This is a genomic window from Nitrincola alkalisediminis, assembly GCF_009821115.1.
Taxonomy (GTDB): domain Bacteria; phylum Pseudomonadota; class Gammaproteobacteria; order Pseudomonadales; family Balneatricaceae; genus Nitrincola; species Nitrincola alkalisediminis.
Genome location: NZ_VYTY01000002.1, coordinates 1 through 20,124, shown reverse-complemented (window position 1 = coordinate 20,124; position 20,124 = coordinate 1). Strand labels below are relative to the sequence as shown.

Here is a 20,124-nt window from a genome sequence, read left to right as displayed (position 1 = left end):
CCCCCAGTCTATCATGGAAAACACCTATAAAAACGTTCAAAAATATCAAAAAAAAGCCACTGCTAAGAAAGCAGTAGCCCTGGCAACGATGAGTTTTGATGATTAAAATAGAAGAGCAAAAAACGTTTATTGTGAAGACCTGCATGCCTCCGGGTGGGTTTGGATGAACTGAACCAGCGTATGTTGTCGAACAACCATTTTTCCAAGATCGCCACATTGCTTGGCAATTTCAATGTCATCCATAATAAAACGTCTGATTTCGGTCTCCTCATGACGCTCAACTAAGTACTGACCTAATGCGACTGCAATCATAGGCTCAATATGCTCATGTTCCGCAATTGCATCGATTTCGTCATCCGTCAAGTCGCTCATGGCTAGACATTCACTGTACGTTAACATGGCTGTGTACCTCCAACATTTTATTTTAATAACGGAAAGCCAATAACCTTCCTTAAGCATAGAAAAAAAATCCTAAAGTGCGAGTGAATTTTCTGGATGTTATTTCAACAAAATTCAGAGAATCTTCCATTTATCTCATGCTGCAGGTGCACATCATTCCTTTGCTCACCAGATAAATCTGCCAAGTCGTAAATAGGTATTCCTTGACGTTTTTAGACTGATGTCCGTCGCTTCCATAGGGTCATCGTAAAGTCCGTAGGGCTATTCTGCATATCAATAAAAGCCTAATAAGCCTGTTAATTCGGAGTAAGCTCATGACAGCGGCAGAACTGCACCAAGATGCTATCGTTATCGATGGATTAATTATCGCCAAGTGGAACCGAGAACTGTTTGAAGACATGCGCAAAGGTGGATTGACTGCTGCAAGTTGTACAGTATCCGTCTGGGAAGGGTTTCAGGCAACAGTCAATAACATTGCTGAAACCAATAAGCTCCTGCGTGAAAATAATGATTTGGTGATTCCCGTCAGAACCACCGCCGATATTCATGCGGCTAAAGCGGCGGGTAAAACGGGAATTATCATGAGTTTTCAAAATGCGCATGCCTTTGAAGACCAATTAGGTTATGTCGAGATCTTCAAAAACCTCGGCGTCGGCATTGTACAAATGTGCTACAACACGCAGAACCTGGTTGGAACAGGGTGTTATGAGCGAGATGGCGGCTTATCGGGTTTTGGTCATGAGGTGGTCGCCGAGATGAATCGCGTGGGCATTATGTGTGATCTGTCTCATGTCGGCTCTAAAACCTCGGAGGAAGTCATTCTTGCTTCTAAAAAGCCTGTTTGCTACTCCCATTGCCTCCCTTCAGGACTCAAAGAGCATCCTCGAAATAAATCAGATGAAGAGCTTAAGTTCATCGCGGATCACGGTGGTTTTGTTGGCGTCACCATGTTCGCACCCTTCCTTAAAAAAGGCATCGATTCAACCATTGATGACTACGCAGAAGCCATTGAGTATGTGATGAACATCGTCGGTGAAGATGCAATTGGAATTGGAACAGATTTCACACAAGGCCATGACCAAACATTTTTTGAATGGCTGACTCACGATAAAGGCTACGCACGTCGCCTCACTCGCTTTGGAAAAATTGTAAATCCTTTGGGTATTCGCACCATTGGTGAGTTTCCTAACCTGACTGAAACCTTGCTTAAGCGCGGAATGACTGAAGCTCAGGTGCGTAAGATCATGGGAGAAAACTGGGTACGAGTCTTAAAGGATGTCTGGGGCGCTTAAGACCCGATCATTAACTCTTTTATAACTATTTTGAATGACAGGTGAAACCGTGGCAAAAGTAGCTCCCGCACTTCCAATTGAAGTTGACTCAGAAACAGGCGTTTGGACAAGTGATGCCTTGCCCATGCTGTACGTTCCTAGACATTTTTTTATTAATAATCATCAGGCCATTGAAGAAGAGCTAGGCCCAGAGCGCTATGCTGAAATTTTGTACAAGGCTGGCTATAAAAGTGCATGGCACTGGTGTGAAAAAGAAGCACAGTTGCATGGCTTACAGGGCGTAGATGTGTTCGAGCATTATATGAAGCGTTTGTCGCAACGAGGCTGGGGCTTGTTTATTACAGAGGAAATGGATCTCGAAGGCGGACGTTGTAAGGTTCGGCTTGAGCATTCTGCTTTTGTTTATCACTACGGGAAAGTGAATCGCAAAATTGAGTATATGTTCACAGGTTGGTTTGCGGGTGCGATGGATCAGATTCTAGCCTCAACGGGCTCCGCTTTGCGGACAGAGGCAGAGCAGACTCAAAGTGCTGCAGAAGACGGCCATGACGTTGGCTATTTTATTACACGTCCGCTTGCACAGTCGGTTTGAAGAGTAGGAGTTAGTGATGTCTCAATTCGATGCAATGTTTCAACCGATTCAGATAGGTAAGCTGACAATACGCAACCGTGTGGTCAGTACAGCGCATGCGGAAGTCTATGCAACCGATGGCGGTATGACAACGGATCGGTATGTTAAGTACTATGAAGAAAAAGCGAAAGGTGGGTGTGGACTTTGTATTTGTGGTGGCTCCTCCGTGGTTTCCATAGATAGCCCTCAAGCTTGGTGGAGTTCGGTAAATCTATCAACCGACCGTATTATTCCGCATTTTCAAAACCTAGCGGATGCCGTGCATAAACACGGTGGCAAAATTATGATCCAAATTACCCATATGGGACGTCGTTCCCGTTGGGATGGTTATCATTGGTCGACCCTTTTATCGCCATCCGGTATTCGAGAGCCTGTGCATCGCTCCACCTGTAAAACAATCGAAGATGAAGAGATTACCCGAATTATTGGCGATTATGCTCAAGCGGCTCGACGTGCTAAAGACGGCGGGTTAGACGGTGTTGAACTCTCCGCCGTTCACCAGCACTTAATCGATCAGTTTTGGAGTCCGCGCGTGAATAAGCGGACGGACCAGTGGGGAGGAAGCTTTGAAAACCGCATGCGTTTTGGTTTAGAAGTTTTAAAAGCGGTGCGTGCCGAAGTGGGTGATGATTTCGTTGTGGGGATGCGAATTTGCGGTGATGAATTTCATCCAGATGGCTTAACGCATGATGACATGAAACAGATCGCCGCCTACTACGATGCAACGGGCATGGTCGATTTTTTTGGTGTGATCGGCTCAGGGTGCGATACACATAACACCCTTGCCAATGTGATTCCTAATATGTCGTACCCTCCTGAGCCATTTTTGCATTTGGCTGCAGGCATTAAAGAGGTTGTGAAGGCGCCAGTTATCCATGCGCAGAACATCAAAGATCCTAACCAAGCGCAACGGATACTTGAGGGCGGTTATGTCGATATGGTGGGCATGACACGCGCGCACATTGCAGACCCTCATATCATTGCAAAAATCAAAATGGGACAAGTCGATCAAATTCGTCAATGTGTTGGTGCTAACTATTGTATTGACCGTCAGTACCAAGGACTTGATGTGCTGTGTATTCAAAATGCGGCGACGTCGCGTGAGTACATGGGCTTGCCACATATTATTGAAAAAACGCAAGGCGCTTTACGTAAAGTCGTGATCGTCGGCGGTGGTCCTGCAGGTATGGAAGCAGCGAGAGTTGCAGCTGAACGCGGTCATCAGGTCATCTTGTTTGAAGCGAAAGATCAGCTGGGTGGTCAAATCAGCACCGCAGCTAAAGCGCCACAGCGTGATCAAATGGCGGGTATCACGCGTTGGTATCAATTGGAATTGGCTCGATTAAACGTCGATGTGCGTTTAGAGACCTACGCCAATGAAGACGCCATCAAAGATCTAAACCCTGATATCGTCGTGTTAGCGGTCGGTGGTCGTCCATTCTTAGAGCAAGTGCCTGAGTGGGGCGCAGACGAAGGATTAGTGGTCAGTAGTTGGGATGTTCTTGATGGCAAGGTAGCACCTGGTAAGAACGTGCTGGTCTACGACACCATTTGTGAGTTCAGTGGAATGTCCGTTGCAGACTATTTGTCTGAAAAAGGCGCCAAGGTTGAGCTTGTTACCGATGATGTTAAGCCAGGAGCCGCCGTGGGAGGCACGACGTTCCCAACCTATTACCGCAGTCTTTATGCAAAAGAAGTGATCATGACATCGGATTTGGCACTGCATAAGGTGTATCGCGAAGGTGATCAGTTGGTGGCCGTTTTAGAAAATGAATACACAGGCCAAATGGAAGAACGTGTAGTCGATCAGGTTGTCGTCGAAAACGGTGTTCGACCCGATGAAGCGCTTTACTATGCACTTAAGCATCAGTCCCTTAACAAAGGTCAGATAGATGTCGATGCGCTGTACGCGATCAAACCTCAGCCTTGCTTAAGCGAGTCAACTCAAGGAGCGGCGTTCATCCTGTTCCGAATTGGTGACTGCACAGCGCCTCGTAATACGCATGCAGCAATATACGATGCGTTGCGTTTATGTAAAGACTTTTAAGTTAGGGGAAGGTCTATGTTGACGAGTCTGATGCCTTGGCTGTTGGCCGTGGCTATTCTTCTGGCTGTAGTAGGTGCTTTGCGGCGTGCACGCCTGTGGTTGAGAGGGCGCGCTTCAAACGTGAACGTTTGGGCTGGCATACGTGCGATGCCCAAACGCTACCTGGTCGATTTGCATCATGTGGTTGAACGTGACCGTTATATTTCCAATACACACGTAGCCACGGCAGGTGGCTTTGTTTTGGCATCGGTATTGGCCATCTTTCTTTATGGTTTTGCCTGGGAAAGTAAACTCTTGGCGTGGCTGCTATTGGCCGCGTCAGGCGCTATGTTGATTGGGGCCGTGCGCGTTGCTAAACGTCGTCAATCACCACCGGAGCGCTTATCAAAAGGTGCATGGATGCGCTTACCGAAAAGCTTAATGGTGTTTGCCGTCAGCTTTTTGATCTTGAGCTTACCCGCGGCAGGCCTTTTACCCGAAGGGTTTGGCGGTGTGGTTTTAGCGGCGCTTTTAACGGCGGGTATTGTCTGGGGGCTTGCTGAAATGTTTATTGGCATGACCTGGGGTGGGCCAATGAAGCATGCTTTTGCTGGCGCATTGCACCTTGCCTTTCATCGTCGCCCTGAACGTTTTGGCGGTGGTCGCTCCACGGGACTGAAAGCGCTAAATTTTGACGATACTCAAGCGCCTTTGGGGGTTGAGAAACCGACTGATTTTACTTGGAATCAGTTGCTTGGATTTGATGCCTGCGTGCAATGTGGTCGTTGCGAAGCCGTGTGCCCAGCTTTTGCAGCTGGACAGCCATTAAACCCTAAAAAACTGATTCAAGATATGGTCGTAGGTCTGGCCGGTGGCAGTGATGCCAGTTACAGCGGTTCTCCTTATCCCGGCAAACCGCTGGGCGAACATAAAGGTGGCCCTTTTCAAGCCATCGTTGCACGAGAAGGAAAAGGATTGCTGGATCCGGAGACGCTCTGGGCCTGTACGACCTGTCGTGCCTGTGTTGAAGAGTGCCCTATGATGATTGAGCATGTGGATGCCATTGTCGATATGCGTCGTCACTTAACACTGGAGCGTGGGCAAACCCCTAACAAGGGGGCTGAAGTTCTGGAGAACTTAATTGCGACAGACAACCCAGGTGGATTTAATCCAGGTAGCCGCATGAATTGGGCCGCCGATCTTAATCTACCGACATTAGCAAATGTTAAGCGGACAGATGTGTTGCTTTGGTTAGGCGACGGTGCATTTGATATGCGCAATCAACGGACGCTTCGAGCCTTTGTTAAGGTTCTTCGGTCGGCAGGTGTGCAGTTTGCGGTGCTGGGCAATGAAGAGCGTGACTCGGGAGATGTTGCTAGACGTTTAGGCGATGAGGCTACCTTTCAACATTTAGCCAAGCAAAACATTCATACATTGCAGAAATACTCATTTCGAAGCATTGTCACCTGTGATCCTCATAGCTTTCATGTATTGAAAAATGAGTACCCCGAACTGGGTGGCGAGTATGTGGTTTATCACCATACAACCTTTATGGAGCGTTTGTATCGAGATAAACAATTGTCTTTAAAAGATTGGGTGGGTGGACGTGTGACCTATCATGACCCCTGTTATCTGGGACGTTACAACGGAGTGTATGATGCGCCTCGTCAGCTATTGGATGCATTAGGCATTGATCGGGTTGAAATGACGCGTTCAGGATTTAGATCACGCTGCTGTGGTGGCGGTGGCGGTGCACCGATTACCGATATTCCAGGTAAACAACGAATTCCTGATATGCGTATGGACGATATTAAAGCATCAGGCGCAAGTGTTGTTGCAGTAGGGTGTCCACAATGTACAGCCATGCTGGAAGGTGTTGTTGAGCCACGACCACAAGTATTGGATATTGCAGAATTAGTCGCCCAATCCTTAATCGAAGAGGAGACGCGTGCATGAACGATATTAAGCGGCGAGATCCTCGAGCTGAGTGGATTCTGAGAAATCGTTTGCATCCTGAACATTCAACCTATGCGCTAACACAGGCTACGGGTAGGCTGAGTGAGTGGATAGGCCCGACGGGTGTCAAACGTAAAAATCCTCACCTGGTTGGTTTCATTGGGCCTGCTGGCGTGCGCCGAATTGATCGAAGTGGAGCACAGTCAAACCAGCAGAACACTGTAAAGGCGAAGGTTGACATCGATGCAAGACGTCTCATCCAGATTGATGGACCTAGCGCGTACATCGTCGTTGTTCCGGAGCTACCGGGAGGACGTTTTTCTGCTCAAGACAAAGACTTGTTTGGCTTGGCGCAACAACTGGCCGCTAAACAGTCTGAAGCCACAGCTGTACTGGGTGTCATTTTGAGCCCGCTCAAAGATACAGAGTTGGGTGACGTGGGTATGGATCGTGTGTATTTTGCAGATGAGTCTCAGTGCAGCGAGTATGATCCAGAAACACACCTGCAGCAATTAACCGCCATTGAACGTGAATTTAATCCACTCTATTGGTTATTCCCGGAACATACCTCAATGAGTGCGGACTTAGGTCGACGTTTGTCTGTCAAATTGAAGGTCAGAGCAACAAGCCATTTATGGCAGTTGGATCTTGATACGTTAATGGCGACTTGTCGAGCATCGGGAGGGGCAAGTGATCTGTATCGCCCCGTGAGTCGAGTGATCATGGCATTGGCCGAGTGTGCTGAACCTGTGTCGGATACTCGTCACGAAGCCAGGGTTATTGACTCATCCATCAATGCAGCTGATGTTATTAAGCGTATTCGTAACCTCGGCGCTGTTTCGGTCGATCCTGCTAAGGTCGCTTTGTCAGAGGCAGAGTTTATTCTGTCTGGAGGCAAGGGGATTACTAATTGGGATGCTTTCCATCAGTTGGCCAGATCTTTAGGTGCAACAGAGGGGGCATCGCGTGTTGCCGTTGATGATGGCCACATGCCGCGTGATCGTCAGGTAGGCGCGACTGGAACTTGGGTGACGGCGAGGGTTTATCTCGCAATAGGAATCTCTGGAGCTATTCAGCATTTACAGGGTATCCAAGCCTGCGACAAAGTGATTGCAATTAACACAGACCCAGGTTGTGACATGATTAAGCGCGCTGATCTTGCGGTGATCCTGGACTCGTCCGAACTTATACAATCCATGCTGGATCAGCTACAGCAGTCTCAAGTGGAGGTGCAACATGTCGCGTAATCTGGCTAAGTTGCCATCAAATGATGAGGTCTCTGTAACCGTATTGGTTTCGGTCGGGCAACACCCCGTGACAGGACGACTTCGACGAGCGGATCAAGACGCACGTGCGTTGGAAATGGCAATGGGGTTGTCGGACGCCGAGCCTAGAGTCATCTATGCCGGTCCCCTTAATGATTCAATAGAACCGGCCTTGCGTGGCTATTTAGGGATGGGCGTCTCGGAGCTGAAAGTGTTACGGCAATCGGAACAAAATGACATCGTTCCGGCTCTGTCAGCATTTTTGAATGCCACTCCCTCTTCAGTTATCTTATGTGGTAGTCGTGCTGAGTTGGGCGAAAGCTCTGGGTTGGTGCCGTATCAGTTAGCAGATGCCTTGGGTTATACGCTCGTTGCCAATGTTGCCGTCATTGAAAAGGTGGCGGCATCTCAAGCCGTTGTACTGCAGGCGTTGCCGAGAGGACAGCGTCGACGGATTGAGGTGGCATTGCCGGCGATTTTAGCCGTGGATTCTGCTTCACCTGTGGCGCGTCAATCGGCGTATGCCAAAGCTACGCGTGGCTTTATTAACTGCGTTGTGAGCGATACGGAGGAGAAGGATGCAACGAATGAATGGCATTATGCACCTGCTCGTAAACGTCCTAAGCGTTTGAAAATCATCAAAGCCACATCAGCACGTGACCGTTTCAAAGCAGCTGCGGCAAAAGCTGAAGGGGCAGGAGGTCAAGTACTCACATCTGTCACTGCCGAGGAGGGCGCTGCAGCCATATTAAAAGTACTAAAAGAAGAGGGGGTATTAAAGACTTGAGTTGACAGGAGGTGGGTTGTTTCTTAAGCCTTGACGCTGAATGGAAAGAATCCACTGTCCCTGTGACTTTACGTTTTGGTGTTATGTTGGAATACACGTAGAATTTGCAAAAAAAACCGGAGAATTTGACAAGACCTGGGGAGTGTTAGCAGTCTAAAGTGAAAAGACATAAAAAGAGGCCTGCTTTTAAAACAAGTAAGGCTGGTCTAAACTCAAAATGCTTTTGTTAGTCACAATAACAAAATCAGTGTTATTTCGAATAACGCAGTGCCCCATAACAACAATCACAAGGTAGCAAATATGAGCAAACCCAATATGAATAGACGTAATCTTCTGAAAGCCGCCGCCGCAGGTGCAGTTGCTGCTCCGTTGGCCATGACCTCTACTTCTGCATTAGCGACAACCAACCTGCGCATGCAAACCTACTGGGGTCGTGAGGCATCTGATGTTTTTAGCTCCTTTGGTGAAGATGTTCGCACTGCATCGAAAGGCTCCTTGCGTGTTCGCCATTTTACAGGCAGTTCTTTAGTGCCTGATGCTGAGATGTTTCAAGCGGTAAGCCGTGGCACCATCGACATGTGCCAAGGTTATGCGGGCTACTGGCCAGGCCAGTTGGATATTGCCGGTATTGAATCTGGTTTACCGGGTGCTTGGACGAACCACGATGAGGCCCAGTACGTTTACCGTACCAAAGGTCTGATCGATTTAGTACGTGAAGCCTACGCTGAACACAACGTTCACTACTTAGGGCCTATCATGGGCGGCCCATTCGATCTGTTAACTAAACAACCTGTTAACAGCCTTGATGATCTCAAAAATATGCGTATTCGCGCAACACCTGCAATTGCACGTATCCTTCAGCAGTTTGATATTCCGACCGTTTTCTTGCCAGGTTCAGAGCTTTACGTTGGTTTGAGCACCGGTACTATTGATGGTGTGATCTACGCTGGTACCAATGAATACGTCGGTATGAAGCTGTTTGAAGTTGCCAATCACTACACCTCTATTGGCATGGTGTACCCAGGCTACTGTGATCAGATTCTGGTCAATATGGATGTGTGGAAGAAAATGACCGATGAAGAGCGCAAAGTGATTGAACTGGCGTACGAAAAACATTCGGCTCATATGCACACTTGGATGGTCAGTGGTTCAATTGATGCAGGGGCCACTGGTCACTTTGTTATGAACAGTCTTCCTCCTGAGGACTCAGCACGTCTGCGTAAAGCCGCTGAAGTGATCTGGGAAGATGAAGCCGCTAAATCTGATCGCAATAAGAAGGCGATCGATATTCTTAAAGAAGCTGCGAAAGCAACAGGACGTGCCTGATGCTTTCAGTCTGTCACTTAGTTAGCTGGGTTGATAGACTCTCTGAAATCGTGGGCAAGGCCGTCTCTTGGATGTGCCTTGCTTTGATTTTGGTGCTGCTCTATGAAATTATTGCCCGTTATTTCTTCGTTAGTCCCACTTCATGGGCACATGAACTGAGTACAATGTTGTACGGTACGTTTTGTGTTCTGGCTGGCACCTATACCCATCGTTATCAGGGCCACGTTCGAAGTGAGGCGTTGTACAACCTATTTTCGCGTCGAGGTCGTGCGATTCTGGATGTTATTACAGGTTTGGTGGTTTTATTCGTTTTAGTTGTTTTCTTTTTCGCATCTGTTGATTTTGCCTACGAATCTTGGCAAAACAAAGAATTGTCCTCCAAAAGTACATGGGCTCCACCCATTTATCCATTTAAAACAGTGCTTCCAGTTGCCGTAGGTCTTATTGCTCTGCAGAGCTTGGCACATTTGATTCGTGACATTTGTGTGGCCTTAAATTTACCTTGTAACGCCTGTGTCGAGTCATGAAGTTGAGTGTATTAGCAGAGAAGGGTGTATTACGAACACCCTCTGACAATTTAGAAGGGTACTCTCCGTGTCAGATATAGATCCTTTAATAATAACCCTTGGCATGTTTGGCGCAATGTTCGTCATGCTCATGTTGGGGACGCCCTTGTCTTGGGCATTGCTAACCGTTGGTATGGGGTTTGCGTATTTTCTTTGGGGTGCTGGTGCATTGGATCTGCTCACGATCAGTGCTTTTTCCTCAATGGATAATTTTATTCTCGTCGCTTTACCCATGTTTATTTTCATGGGGCTAATGCTAGAGCGTTCAGGTATTACCGATGACTTATTCGAAATGATGAATAAACTCATGGGGGCTCAGCCAGGTGGGTTGGGTGTCGGGACGATTATACTCTGTGCGCTGATTGCGGCCATGGCGGGTGTTTCCGGCGCTGCGACCGTGAGTCTAGGCGTGATTGCACTACCCGCCATGCTTAAACGCGGCTACAGTAAAAAATTAGCGACGGGCACTATCATGGCCGGGGGCGCACTCGGCTTTTTGATCCCCCCGAGTGTCTTGATGATTCTCTATGCCTTTTTGGCAAAAGAATCGATCGGTAAGCTTTTTGCGGCGGGCTTAATGCCGGGTCTGATGCTGGCGGGTCTTTATATCCTCTATATTTTGATCATTAGTCGGGTCAATCCAAAAATTGCACCGCCGCTTGCTGTTAAAGAACAGGTGGATTGGAAGGGTAAGCTGGTTTCATTAAAAGCGCTGATTCTTCCGGGGTCACTCATTGTCGCTGTTTTACTCTGTATCATCTTGGGGTTAACCTCGCCGACTGAGGCGTCTGCGATCGGTGCTGCCGGCGCCATTATTTGTGCGGCAGTTTACCGTACGCTAACGTGGAAAATGTTAAAAGATGTCTTAATGGATACGACCAAATTAATGGGGATGTTAATTTGGATCACCTTGACAGCGCTCTTCTTCAGTAAGGTTTACATTGGATTAGGTGCTGGTTTCTTGCTGCAAGACTTGATCGACGATTACGAATTAGCACCGATGATGGTTATTTTGGCAATGCTGGCCTGCTATTTTGTGCTGGGCATGTTCTTAGATGACTTTGCCATCGTATTTATCACGGTTCCTTTGTTTGTGCCGATTGTTGAGTTCTTAGGTTTCGATCCTGTGTGGTTTGCAATCCTGTTCATCGTGAGCATGCAAACGGCCTATTTAACGCCTCCCTTTGGGTATAATCTATTTTATATGCGATCGGTGGCACCACCATCTGTGACGATTTACGATCTTTACCTTGCGGTTATTCCGTTCATTTTGTTGCAAATGTTAGGCTTGGCATTGATCCTGTACTTCCCACAAATTGCGCTTTGGCTGCCGAATTTAATTTACAGTTAGCTCAATTGACATAGTGTTAACTCAAACGCCCCTTATTGGGGCGTTTTTGTTTTTTACAGAAGTGGCGTATTCTTAGGTTCTAGATTAGATGAGGCTTACAGTGGCAATCTTGGTGGTGAGATGTCGGCTTTACCCTATTTTTCGGCGGTGAGGGGGCATATTGTTAGGTAAGATGGAAAATGTTGGGTCCGTTAGAGATAAAGAACGTAAAGATGCGTCTACAAAATAAAGTTGCCCTAATCACGGGTGCTGCACGTGGCATTGGCGAGTCCATTGCCAAAGCCTATGCGGCAGAAGGGGCGTTTGTGTACGTCACAGATATCGACCTGATCAATGGCCCAATCGTTGCTCAAGCGATTGGTTCATCGGCTTCGTTCGTCTTCTTGGATGTTCGAAATGAAAAAGCCTGGAGTGACATCACAGACTCCATTATTGAGACGAACGGCAGGTTGGATATCGTCGTCAATAATGCGGGCATTACTGGGTTTGAGGAAAGCTTTGAAGCTCATGATCCCGAGCATGCGACGTTGGAAGCCTGGCGTTCTGTTCACGAAACAAATCTCGACGGCGTGTTTTTGGGGTGTAAGTATGCTATTCAGGCGATGCGTGTCACTGGGAGCGGCTCGATAATTAATATATCCTCCCGCTCAGGTCTCGTTGGCATCCCTGCTGCAGCCGCGTATGCGTCTAGTAAGGCCGCTGTGCGCAACCACACCAAAAGCGTTGCCCTTTATTGTGCTGAACAAGGCATGAAAGTTCGCTGCAACTCTATTCATCCAGCCGCCATACTCACACCTATGTGGGAGCCAATGCTTGGCTCTGGGCCTGATCGAGAGGCAAACATGGCGATGTTTGTACAGGATACGCCGCTCAGACGATTCGGAACACCCGAAGAGGTTGCAGCCGTTGCTGTTATGCTTGCTTCGGATGAGTCAAGCTATATTACCGGAACAGAGATTAACATTGATGGTGGGATTCTTGCCGGCTCCGCGGGCGTGCCCTCAGAAAAAAAATAAGCTTTCTAAGTGGTTAGCTAAAAAGTCACCTACATTTAGCGGTGCTCCACCATCACCACCTGATTCCGACCTTGATGCTTCGCTTGGTAAAGGGCTTTATCGAGCGTTGCATAGACATCCGTAAAGTTGCTCACCTCTGCAGCAGGCCATACACCCGCTCCGATTGAGAGCGTTAAAAAGCCATGCTCGGTGCCTTGATTCTCTATTTTCAGTGCGAGCAAACCTACACAGAAATCCTGTAGGTGGGCTTCAAAATTCTCAGTAGTTGTGTCATTAGTGATAATCAAAAACTCTTCTCCACCTAAGCGAAACACGAAATCGTCACCACGATTAAAATACTGAGTGGCTAAATCGGCCACTCGTCTTAGTATGTCATCACCAAATTCATGGCCATAGTTATCATTGATGAGCTTGAAGTGATCAAGGTCGAATAAGGCCAGAGCGATATGGTGGTTTTTGCGCTGAATTCGTCTAATTTCGGCTGGAAATATTTGTGTCAGATAACGACGATTATGAAGTTTGGTTAGTTCATCTTTGATGGAGAGCTCTTCAATCCGTTTTTTATCGGTAATATTTACGCGGGTGACTAAAATTTGATGAATATCGCCAAACAGGTTTTTTTGAGGAGAAAGAGTTAATTCAACCCAATAGACAAAACCGTGCTTCGTTTTGCCTTCCACTTCGCCCGTCCAAGATAGCCCAGATACAACTTGAGTTAGGATTGACTGAATATCCCGTGGCATTTTTTCGGGGTTGGCGGCATCAGTGAAGCTCATTCTTTTTAGCTCTTTTTCAGAGTAGCCGGTTAATTCTCGATAGCGTTTGCTCACCCACAGAGTGTTATAGGTTTTTGGGTCAATGGCACTGGCATAAGAGAGATCATTCACTTGATAAATGTACTTTTGTAAGCGTTTTTTCTGGAAGCGGTAGATCAGCACCCAAACCAACATCAAAAACAGAAGGACAGATACAATTAAAGTGATATAAAAAATCTGACGTCTATCTAAGCGGGTGAGCATCTCTAAGCTGATCCAGTTAGTGTAGATTTGCCCTTTTTCTTCAGGTGTTAGGTTGTTCAAGGTTTTTTGCATAATACTGAGCAGAAGAGGGTTGTCTTTATGAACCGCAACTGCCAGTTCAAAACGCTGATTAGACTGCCCCACCACTTGTAACCCAGTAATGCCAAGGTTTTGCTGAGTGTAGTTGATAACGGCTAAATTTCCGGAGTAGACAACGGCCTGGCCATTAATGACTGCTTTCAAGCCTTCCGTTACATCATCAACAAGAACAAGCTCAACCTCGGGATGGTTGTTGCGCAAATATTCGTGTGACCAGTAGTCGCGAACCACAGCGACGCGTTTTCCGGCCAATTCACTATAATCGTTAATGAAAAGGGTGGATTGATTGCCCACCAATACCATAGGGAAGCTTAGATAAGAGGTGGTGAAGTTCAGGTAGGTTTTTCGTTCAGGGGTGGGTGTTACCGCGGTCAACATGTCTAACTCTCTCGACTGCATCATGCTGACGACGTCTGACCATTTTGTATCCACCACTGGCTGAAATGTCACGCCGAGACGTTCCTCAAATAATTTGAAATAGTCCGCGACGATGCCCTTAAATTCGCCTTGCTGATCGACAAACTCAAAAGGAGCCCAGTTAATGTCGTTGCCAATTTTTATGATTGGGTTTTGAATAAGATAAAGCTTTTCTGCCTGGGTAAGGGCGTTGGCATCTGGCCTGCTTGCGATTAGATCTTCAGGATTAAAGCGTTGTAGCTCTTTTGCGGTGATCAATCCGACATCGCGGGATTCAGCGGCAGTGGCCATTAATCTTGCTGGATCTAAGCTGCCAATCGGAATCTCACCTGTTCTGACATACTTAGTGGTGGCACGTGCTTCAAACAGTAATGCCTGTCGACTCTTGATGACAGGATAGTTTGCTAAAATATAGTCGACAATTTCCGCTTGATGAGTGACTGCGTACTGCCAACCCGCGATAGTAGCTTGGCGAAACTGGTCGACAATTTCTGGGTTTTCGGTAGCAAACTCTTGTGAAACAATTACTAAATCTTCGGCACTGTTGATGCCAAAGTCCCCGGGTTTTACTAAGAAATAACGCTCCTCCAGTTCATTGAGTTGAAAGGGTTCATTGGTTTCGTAGGCGCCATAGAGGTCAACTCGGCCCTGTATAAAGTCCTCTAGGTTACCTGTTGGTGGGTAGGTTTGTGTCGGTTCTTCTATTTCGGGCTCGGCGCGGTTTAATAATGCAAGAATTTGTAAGTTGTTGTAATGAGATACACTTTTTCCGCTGAGCTGACTTAGTTCTGTGATGGGCTCTTGAGATAGTAGTACCATGGGAGAGTACTGAAAGGATGTCATGACCGCTTTAATCGGATGCCCTTTGATAAAATCAGCAATTACACTAGAGTATGAGGTTCCAAAGGTTGCGCGTCCGCTCACAACTTCTTCACGAATATTAATGCCCGGCTGCCAAGGCTTAATGGTCACATCCAGTCCAGCATCTCGGTAATAGCCTTTAGCGATGGCTGCGTAAAATCCGGCAAATTGAAACTGATGATGCCAATTGATTTGCACCGTAACAGGCGTTAGTGATTCCGATGTGTTGGCAAACGCTGCTTTGCCTAGCAACAGAGGGCTAAAAAAGACAATTAAATAAATGCAAATAGATGTAAGTTTCATGTTGTGTCACTGGTTGGTCTTTTTATGCATCAATGAATGCCTAAGAGGAAGCCTAGAGATATCAGTATATCTGATTCTTTTTGTCAGGTCTTTGTTGGGCGTTTAAGTGTTGTTTTGGGTGATAGCCCTAGCGTTCAGTATAGAGTGTAGGTTTATAAATAGGTTTAATGAAGTGATTAATAAACATACTATACGGTATGGTGTGTTTTAAATTAGTGGGGTGCTTCTGGTGGTTGCAGGGCGTTCAGTGAGCCTCGTGTGGAAAAGTTATTATACGCGCAAACACTAGGTTGCCAGCAGCTAGGTAAACGGCTTAGCATTGAAGAGTGGAAAGCAATTGATAGTTGGTTCATGCGTTGGTTAAGCCATGAATAAAACACAAATTTGCCTAGAGGGAGCTAATTTATTGAGACTAGAGTATGAATGAGCAAGTGTATTATCAACGATCCTTAGTGGTAGATGTATATCCTCATCTCAAGATGGCACTTGAATTGATTGATGTCTCTATGCCAAAAGTGGCGGTGGATGTTGGCTGCGGCGCTGGGCGAGATGCTTTATTCCTGGCTGAGAGTGGCTTTAGGGTACATGCGTTTGACAAAAGTGATGCGGCTATTTCTCGCGTGGAAGAAGTCTGTTCCAGGCACCTCAATCAAACGCTATTTGCTCAGGTCAGCTGCTTTGATCGATTTGAGTATCCAAAATCGTCTTTGGTAAGTGCGTGTTCCAGCCTGTTCTTTTGTCCGCCGGACCAGTTTGAGCGTGCTTGGCAGAACATTACGGAATCACTTTTATCTGGTGGTGTTTTTTGCGGTCATTTTATGGGGCCGAATGATTCTTGGGCAAAAATGGAACGCGGTGATCTGACCGTTCACACCCGTACTGAGGTGGAAGCGCTTTTTTATCCAAACTTCAAAATCATCGATGTCTATGAGCATGACTCAGAGGGGATGACATTGATTGGCAAGAAAAAACACTGGCACACCTACTCTGTCGTTGCTCAAAAAATAAGATAAGGGTATGGGGTGACTCATCTTAGTGTCATCTGTATGAATCCAGACGCAAAGTGTTTCGGTGTCAGGTTGTCTTTTGATGATGGTGTTAGTTTATGATCGGCTGTGAATGCGTTAATAACGAAATAGTACAAGGATCTCAATGTCGAATACTCGCTTAGTTGTGCTTACTTTACTGGCAATGATTGCGTTCGCAGGAAATTCTCTACTGAATCGTCTTGCTCTAAACGATACCAATATTGATGCCGCTAGCTTTACCACCCTGCGGTTGGTTTCCGGTGCGATGATGCTGTGGCTTGTTGTGCAAATTGTACATCGCAAGCATTCGAACCGTATTGGCAAAGGCAATTGGTTGTCGGCAACCGCCTTGGTGGTTTACGCGGCTGGGTTTTCGTTTGCTTATATCAGTCTTTCGGCCGCGATGGGGGCTCTGATTCTTTTTGGTGCGGTGCAGGCAACGATGATCACTCATGGTCTTTGGCTGGGTGAACGGCTAAGAGGATTACAAGTTATCGGGCTTTTACTTGCGTTGGGTGGCTTAGTGGGTTTGTTTTTACCGGGTATTTCTAAACCGCCTCTATTGGGCTCACTGTTGATGTTACTCGCTGGAGTCGCTTGGGGCGTGTATTCCTTGCGCGGTAAGGGGGAGGGCGATGCGACTCGAGTCACGGCAGGGAATTTTCTGCGTGCGGTTCCTATTGCTTTGGTATTAAATTTGCTGATGTTCCAGCATTTTTCGTTCGATAGTGCTGGGTTTTGGTATGCAGTCGCGTCGGGCGCTTTGGCGTCTGGACTCGGCTACGCCATTTGGTACACAGCCTTGCCTGCCTTGAAATCAACGACGGCAGCCACTGTTCAATTGAGTGTTCCAGTAATTGCAGCCGTAGGGGGGATTCTTCTACTGAATGAGGACTTAAGCCTGCGCTTAGTTGTCGCCTCAGTGGCGATACTTGGTGGTATTGCGCTGGTGATTTTAGAGAAAAAAGCAGCTTCAAGTAAATAAAGAGAAGAGTGTAAGTAAAGGGTAAAATACAAATACCAGTGCAGGCCTATACTGTTGACGCTCAGGGAACTGTGCGAGGGGTCGGGTAACCAGCACTCCTCTCGCGACCGTTGCAATCGACGTTGGCAAAAATTTAGCCCATGATTTAGACGCTAATCACTTATCTTCTTATAAAAATACTTACGACAAGTGCTTTCATCCAAGCGTTTAAGGACAAAGACTAAAACGCCAATCACAGCCACTGTAAATACAATGCGTCCCCAAAAATAGTCATAAAGTCCGCACCAATCAACAGAATCAGTAGCGCGTTTTCAATCAAGCTATGAAGTAGGTTGAGCAACATCATGGCGACGAAAATATCCCGTGGGGAGATGTGTCCTCGTTTTGCTTCATTAATAAGTAAACCACCAATGCGAATTATCAGTGTCATCACAATCCCAACATCTGCTTGTTTAGCAACGGCTACTTCGATGGAAAGTGAATGAGCAAGCAACATCAAAGTGCCAAGAATCGAGACTTGAGCAACGGTTAAATTCGTGTCAATACTCATAAATATCACGAGTCCAGCGTACATATTGGTGACAAGCGTGGTTGCCCACACCAAGCCCATTTCACTAGGCAAGCCGACCAGTGACATGACAGGACTTAGCCATTGGCTCAGTAGCTCGATGCCACCAAGATTTTCAAGAACCTTGATCACGATGATCATCGGAATCCTGTATTCAGCATTGAAGGTCAGACGTTAGTAATGGTCATTCAGTTTATGATTGCCGCGTCGGTGCCATGGATGACTCATTCACTATAATTTTACTGCATGCTTTTCCGTATCCCAAGGTGTACTTCAGCGCGGGATAAACCCGCGAGGAGCTGATGGCAAAGCTAAGGGTGATAAGTCCTTTTTGGCCCCATAAGGCCAGTATCTCTTCGCGCAGATCATCGGCTTCAGGGTTGTGGGCCAGCACCCGCTCTGTAAACTGCACGACCATCGCGATATGCTCTGGCAGCTTGGCTAGGTCTCTATCAATAATGGCGCGCACAATATCTGGGTTTAGGTTGGCTTCCAAAGCCATATTGACCACTAACTGGGTGCAAGGGCCGCAATCATCCCAGATAATTGCACGTATTCGAGCGGCGAACAGTGGCCCTAGTGGCACATGTCCTGAATGAGATGACAGGATTTGAAACCCCATGAACTTTAAAAATGCCCTTAAATCTGCTTGAAGAATATCCTGCATATAACAAACGTCATAGTCGTAGCGTTTCTTCATGGACAGCAGGATTTTGTTGAATAGATATCGAATCATGTGAACTCCTCATTTTTTGCATCAGTTTTGTTTAGTAACAGCTCTTTGATCTAACAATTCAATCTTAATAGGGGGCAGGATCAAGGCTGTGATGACAAGGCAATGTCTTGTGCCTTTGCCTGCTCCTGTGCCTGTGCCTGTGCCTGCGCCTTGACTGGTTTGAACAGGAGCAAGAAGCTCAGCAGAAAGATCATGGAACAGCTGTAAAGCATCCCTGTAAAGCTGCCATCATCCAGAAGACTTGACGCCAGCAGTGGACCTGTCGCCAGGCCGACAAAGGAGACGACGGCTGCAATCGTTGAAAGCCTTCCACTGCTATCCATTTCAGCGGTGACGGCAAACAGGTATGATTGGACGGCTGGCCATGAAAAAAACAATAAGGACATGGCCGCAATATAGGCAGAGGTAATATGTGAAAAGTTGAACAGGATCGCAGCCAGGGTCGACATAACGATACCTGTAATAATCATATAGATGCGACTGACACGTTTACCGCTGATCACCGGGATCATCGCTCCCAGTAACCCTAACATGCCGGTGATAGCGATGTAGGTACTCACATTTTCAGACGTAAGATTGGCGCCCAAACCGATGAGCCCTACGTAAGCATAAATGGCACTGGCAGCGGTTAGATAGGACAGGATCGCCAACAGCAACAGCAGTGGTTTGCCAAATAGCTTAGCCAAGGGCATGGATTGGCTGATTGATTTGCTGTCCAGCGGAAGAGCGGGAAGAAAGGGCATCAGAGCTAGGCTAATCAAGATTAAACCTGCCATGACGTAAAACACCGCATATGCGTTCAGCATCTCTTCGAGCGTGGGTAGCCCATACATGACGATAGAGCCAATACTGAACTGTATAAACAGCAAGGTTCCAAATGCACGGTCCGGATTGTTTAATCTGGCCAGTACTGAGAAGCCAGTCCCGACACATAACCCGCCCAGTATTCCAGCCAGAAAGCGCCAGCCAAGCATGATACTGTAGTTCTCAACCCATAAGGTGCTGATATCCGTCAGCGCTAGCAGGGTAAACGAGATAAACATGACGGTTTGCCACTGAATCCGTCGCACCAGAAAAATGGCAACAGTACTGCCCAAGAGGGCACCATACCCATTCAGCGCCACAATTTGCCCAGCTTCGGCTTCATTGAAACCGATACCGCCAGCCAGTGCATTCACAACCCCGGGTAAGAAATTGATATAGGAAAGACCCGCCATTGCAATAAATGCCAGGAAAAGATAGGAGAGGGGATTGCTTACAGGTAGTTTTCTTGAAATAGAGCGATTCAACATACTTCCTCACTTGGATATCTGTGTTCTAAGCTTGGAATCGTATTGCTCTGAAAAATCAAAAAAAATAGGCTGATTGAACTGGTCTAATAGAACTGGACACTTTAATTAGCGACAATATCAGTCAGCTATTGAGGTGTCATTATGAGTCAGAAACGAACCTACAAACAGTACTCAACTGAGTTTAAAGAAGAAGCTGTATCT

General features: G+C 46.9%; 17 protein-coding genes. 12 read left to right on the top strand and 5 right to left on the bottom strand.

The features are described 5' to 3' along the window. Positions 1-126 precede the first annotated feature (126 nt). Positions 127-399: a hypothetical protein gene (locus F5971_RS03345; protein ID WP_036509681.1), complete on the bottom strand. Its 273-nt coding sequence runs from the start codon at positions 397-399 to the stop codon at positions 127-129. A gap of 314 nt (positions 400-713) precedes the next feature. On the opposite strand from F5971_RS03345, the gene F5971_RS03340 reads away from it, so the two are divergent. From F5971_RS03340 to F5971_RS03295, 10 genes are all read left to right on the top strand, one after another. Continuing rightward, the gene (locus F5971_RS03340; RefSeq protein WP_036509683.1) at positions 714-1,691 is read left to right on the top strand and encodes a dipeptidase; all 978 of its coding nucleotides are present in this window, start codon (positions 714-716) and stop codon (positions 1,689-1,691) included. Between the two features lie 34 nt (positions 1,692-1,725). Continuing rightward, entirely contained in the window at positions 1,726-2,283 is a 558-nt protein-coding gene (locus tag F5971_RS03335) for a DUF5943 domain-containing protein (RefSeq protein ID WP_420329338.1), read from the top strand. A 16-nt stretch (positions 2,284-2,299) separates the two neighbouring features. Further along, positions 2,300-4,369, top strand: a complete 2,070-nt coding sequence (gene dgcA / locus F5971_RS03330; RefSeq protein ID WP_036509687.1) for a dimethylglycine demethylation protein DgcA — start codon at positions 2,300-2,302, stop codon at positions 4,367-4,369. Between the two features lie 15 nt (positions 4,370-4,384). Beyond that, on the top strand, positions 4,385-6,304 hold the full coding sequence (locus F5971_RS03325) for a (Fe-S)-binding protein (protein WP_036509689.1): 1,920 nt from the start codon (positions 4,385-4,387) through the stop codon (positions 6,302-6,304). Further along, positions 6,301-7,551 (top strand): electron transfer flavoprotein subunit alpha/FixB family protein, encoded by a 1,251-nt coding sequence (locus F5971_RS03320; RefSeq protein WP_036509691.1) that lies wholly within the window; start codon positions 6,301-6,303, stop codon positions 7,549-7,551. Before F5971_RS03325 ends, F5971_RS03320 begins: the two co-directional genes overlap by 4 nt. After that, entirely contained in the window at positions 7,541-8,356 is an 816-nt protein-coding gene (locus F5971_RS03315) for an adenine nucleotide alpha hydrolase family protein (protein WP_193494075.1), read from the top strand. Before F5971_RS03320 ends, F5971_RS03315 begins: the two co-directional genes overlap by 11 nt. 300 nt (positions 8,357-8,656) lie before the next feature. Then, positions 8,657-9,682 (top strand): TRAP transporter substrate-binding protein DctP, encoded by a 1,026-nt coding sequence (gene dctP / locus F5971_RS03310; RefSeq protein WP_237748547.1) that lies wholly within the window; start codon positions 8,657-8,659, stop codon positions 9,680-9,682. Continuing rightward, positions 9,682-10,209 carry a TRAP transporter small permease subunit gene (locus tag F5971_RS03305; protein ID WP_036509693.1) on the top strand — a complete coding sequence of 176 codons (528 nt, stop codon included), beginning with the start codon at positions 9,682-9,684 and terminating at the stop codon, positions 10,207-10,209. Before dctP ends, F5971_RS03305 begins: the two co-directional genes overlap by 1 nt. 67 nt (positions 10,210-10,276) lie before the next feature. Further along, positions 10,277-11,599 carry a TRAP transporter large permease gene (locus F5971_RS03300; protein ID WP_246187752.1) on the top strand — a complete coding sequence of 441 codons (1,323 nt, stop codon included), beginning with the start codon at positions 10,277-10,279 and terminating at the stop codon, positions 11,597-11,599. Positions 11,600-11,811: 212 nt separating this feature from the next. After that, positions 11,812-12,615, top strand: coding sequence for a glucose 1-dehydrogenase (locus F5971_RS03295; protein ID WP_223116247.1), 804 nt, complete (start codon positions 11,812-11,814; stop codon positions 12,613-12,615). A 35-nt stretch (positions 12,616-12,650) separates the two neighbouring features. Here the strand turns inward: F5971_RS03295 and F5971_RS03290 are convergent, their stop codons facing one another. After that, entirely contained in the window at positions 12,651-15,314 is a 2,664-nt protein-coding gene (locus tag F5971_RS03290) for a diguanylate cyclase (protein WP_193494071.1), read from the bottom strand. 419 nt (positions 15,315-15,733) lie between these two features. On the opposite strand from F5971_RS03290, the gene F5971_RS03285 reads away from it, so the two are divergent. Beyond that, complete coding sequence (locus F5971_RS03285) at positions 15,734-16,327, top strand: class I SAM-dependent methyltransferase (protein WP_193494069.1); 594 nt, start codon at positions 15,734-15,736, stop codon at positions 16,325-16,327. Positions 16,328-16,466: 139 nt separating this feature from the next. Beyond that, positions 16,467-17,327 carry a DMT family transporter gene (locus F5971_RS03280; protein WP_051514322.1) on the top strand — a complete coding sequence of 287 codons (861 nt, stop codon included), beginning with the start codon at positions 16,467-16,469 and terminating at the stop codon, positions 17,325-17,327. A gap of 232 nt (positions 17,328-17,559) precedes the next feature. On the opposite strand, the gene F5971_RS03275 is transcribed toward F5971_RS03280, so the two are convergent. The 3 genes from F5971_RS03275 to F5971_RS03265 form a co-directional block, all read right to left on the bottom strand. Then, positions 17,560-18,036, bottom strand: coding sequence for a nucleoside recognition domain-containing protein (locus F5971_RS03275; RefSeq protein WP_246187751.1), 477 nt, complete (start codon positions 18,034-18,036; stop codon positions 17,560-17,562). 52 nt (positions 18,037-18,088) lie between these two features. Then, positions 18,089-18,631, bottom strand: coding sequence for a hypothetical protein (locus F5971_RS03270; RefSeq protein WP_193494067.1), 543 nt, complete (start codon positions 18,629-18,631; stop codon positions 18,089-18,091). An 80-nt stretch (positions 18,632-18,711) separates the two neighbouring features. Next, a complete protein-coding gene (locus F5971_RS03265; protein WP_193494065.1) occupies positions 18,712-19,923 on the bottom strand; it encodes an MFS transporter in 1,212 nt (403 codons plus the stop codon). Positions 19,924-20,124: the final 201 nt, after the last annotated feature.

Excerpts from the sequence above, each read along its gene's own strand:
- F5971_RS03265 (WP_193494065.1), bottom strand. The coding sequence starts at position 19,923 with ATGTTGAATCGCTCTATTTCAAGAAAACTACCTGTAAGCAATCCCCTC.
- F5971_RS03295 (WP_223116247.1), top strand. The coding sequence starts at position 11,812 with ATGCGTCTACAAAATAAAGTTGCCCTAATCACGGGTGCTGCACGTGGC.
- dgcA (WP_036509687.1), top strand. The coding sequence starts at position 2,300 with ATGTCTCAATTCGATGCAATGTTTCAACCGATTCAGATAGGTAAGCTG.
- dctP (WP_237748547.1), top strand. The coding sequence starts at position 8,657 with ATGAGCAAACCCAATATGAATAGACGTAATCTTCTGAAAGCCGCCGCC.
- F5971_RS03345 (WP_036509681.1), bottom strand. The coding sequence starts at position 399 with ATGTTAACGTACAGTGAATGTCTAGCCATGAGCGACTTGACGGATGAC.
- F5971_RS03285 (WP_193494069.1), top strand. The coding sequence starts at position 15,734 with ATGAATGAGCAAGTGTATTATCAACGATCCTTAGTGGTAGATGTATAT.
- F5971_RS03340 (WP_036509683.1), top strand. The coding sequence starts at position 714 with ATGACAGCGGCAGAACTGCACCAAGATGCTATCGTTATCGATGGATTA.
- F5971_RS03290 (WP_193494071.1), bottom strand. The coding sequence starts at position 15,314 with ATGAAACTTACATCTATTTGCATTTATTTAATTGTCTTTTTTAGCCCT.
- F5971_RS03275 (WP_246187751.1), bottom strand. The coding sequence starts at position 18,036 with ATGATCATCGTGATCAAGGTTCTTGAAAATCTTGGTGGCATCGAGCTA.
- F5971_RS03280 (WP_051514322.1), top strand. The coding sequence starts at position 16,467 with ATGTCGAATACTCGCTTAGTTGTGCTTACTTTACTGGCAATGATTGCG.
- F5971_RS03270 (WP_193494067.1), bottom strand. The coding sequence starts at position 18,631 with ATGATTCGATATCTATTCAACAAAATCCTGCTGTCCATGAAGAAACGC.
- F5971_RS03325 (WP_036509689.1), top strand. The coding sequence starts at position 4,385 with ATGTTGACGAGTCTGATGCCTTGGCTGTTGGCCGTGGCTATTCTTCTG.
- F5971_RS03305 (WP_036509693.1), top strand. The coding sequence starts at position 9,682 with ATGCTTTCAGTCTGTCACTTAGTTAGCTGGGTTGATAGACTCTCTGAA.
- F5971_RS03320 (WP_036509691.1), top strand. The coding sequence starts at position 6,301 with ATGAACGATATTAAGCGGCGAGATCCTCGAGCTGAGTGGATTCTGAGA.
- F5971_RS03315 (WP_193494075.1), top strand. The coding sequence starts at position 7,541 with ATGTCGCGTAATCTGGCTAAGTTGCCATCAAATGATGAGGTCTCTGTA.
- F5971_RS03335 (WP_420329338.1), top strand. The coding sequence starts at position 1,726 with ATGACAGGTGAAACCGTGGCAAAAGTAGCTCCCGCACTTCCAATTGAA.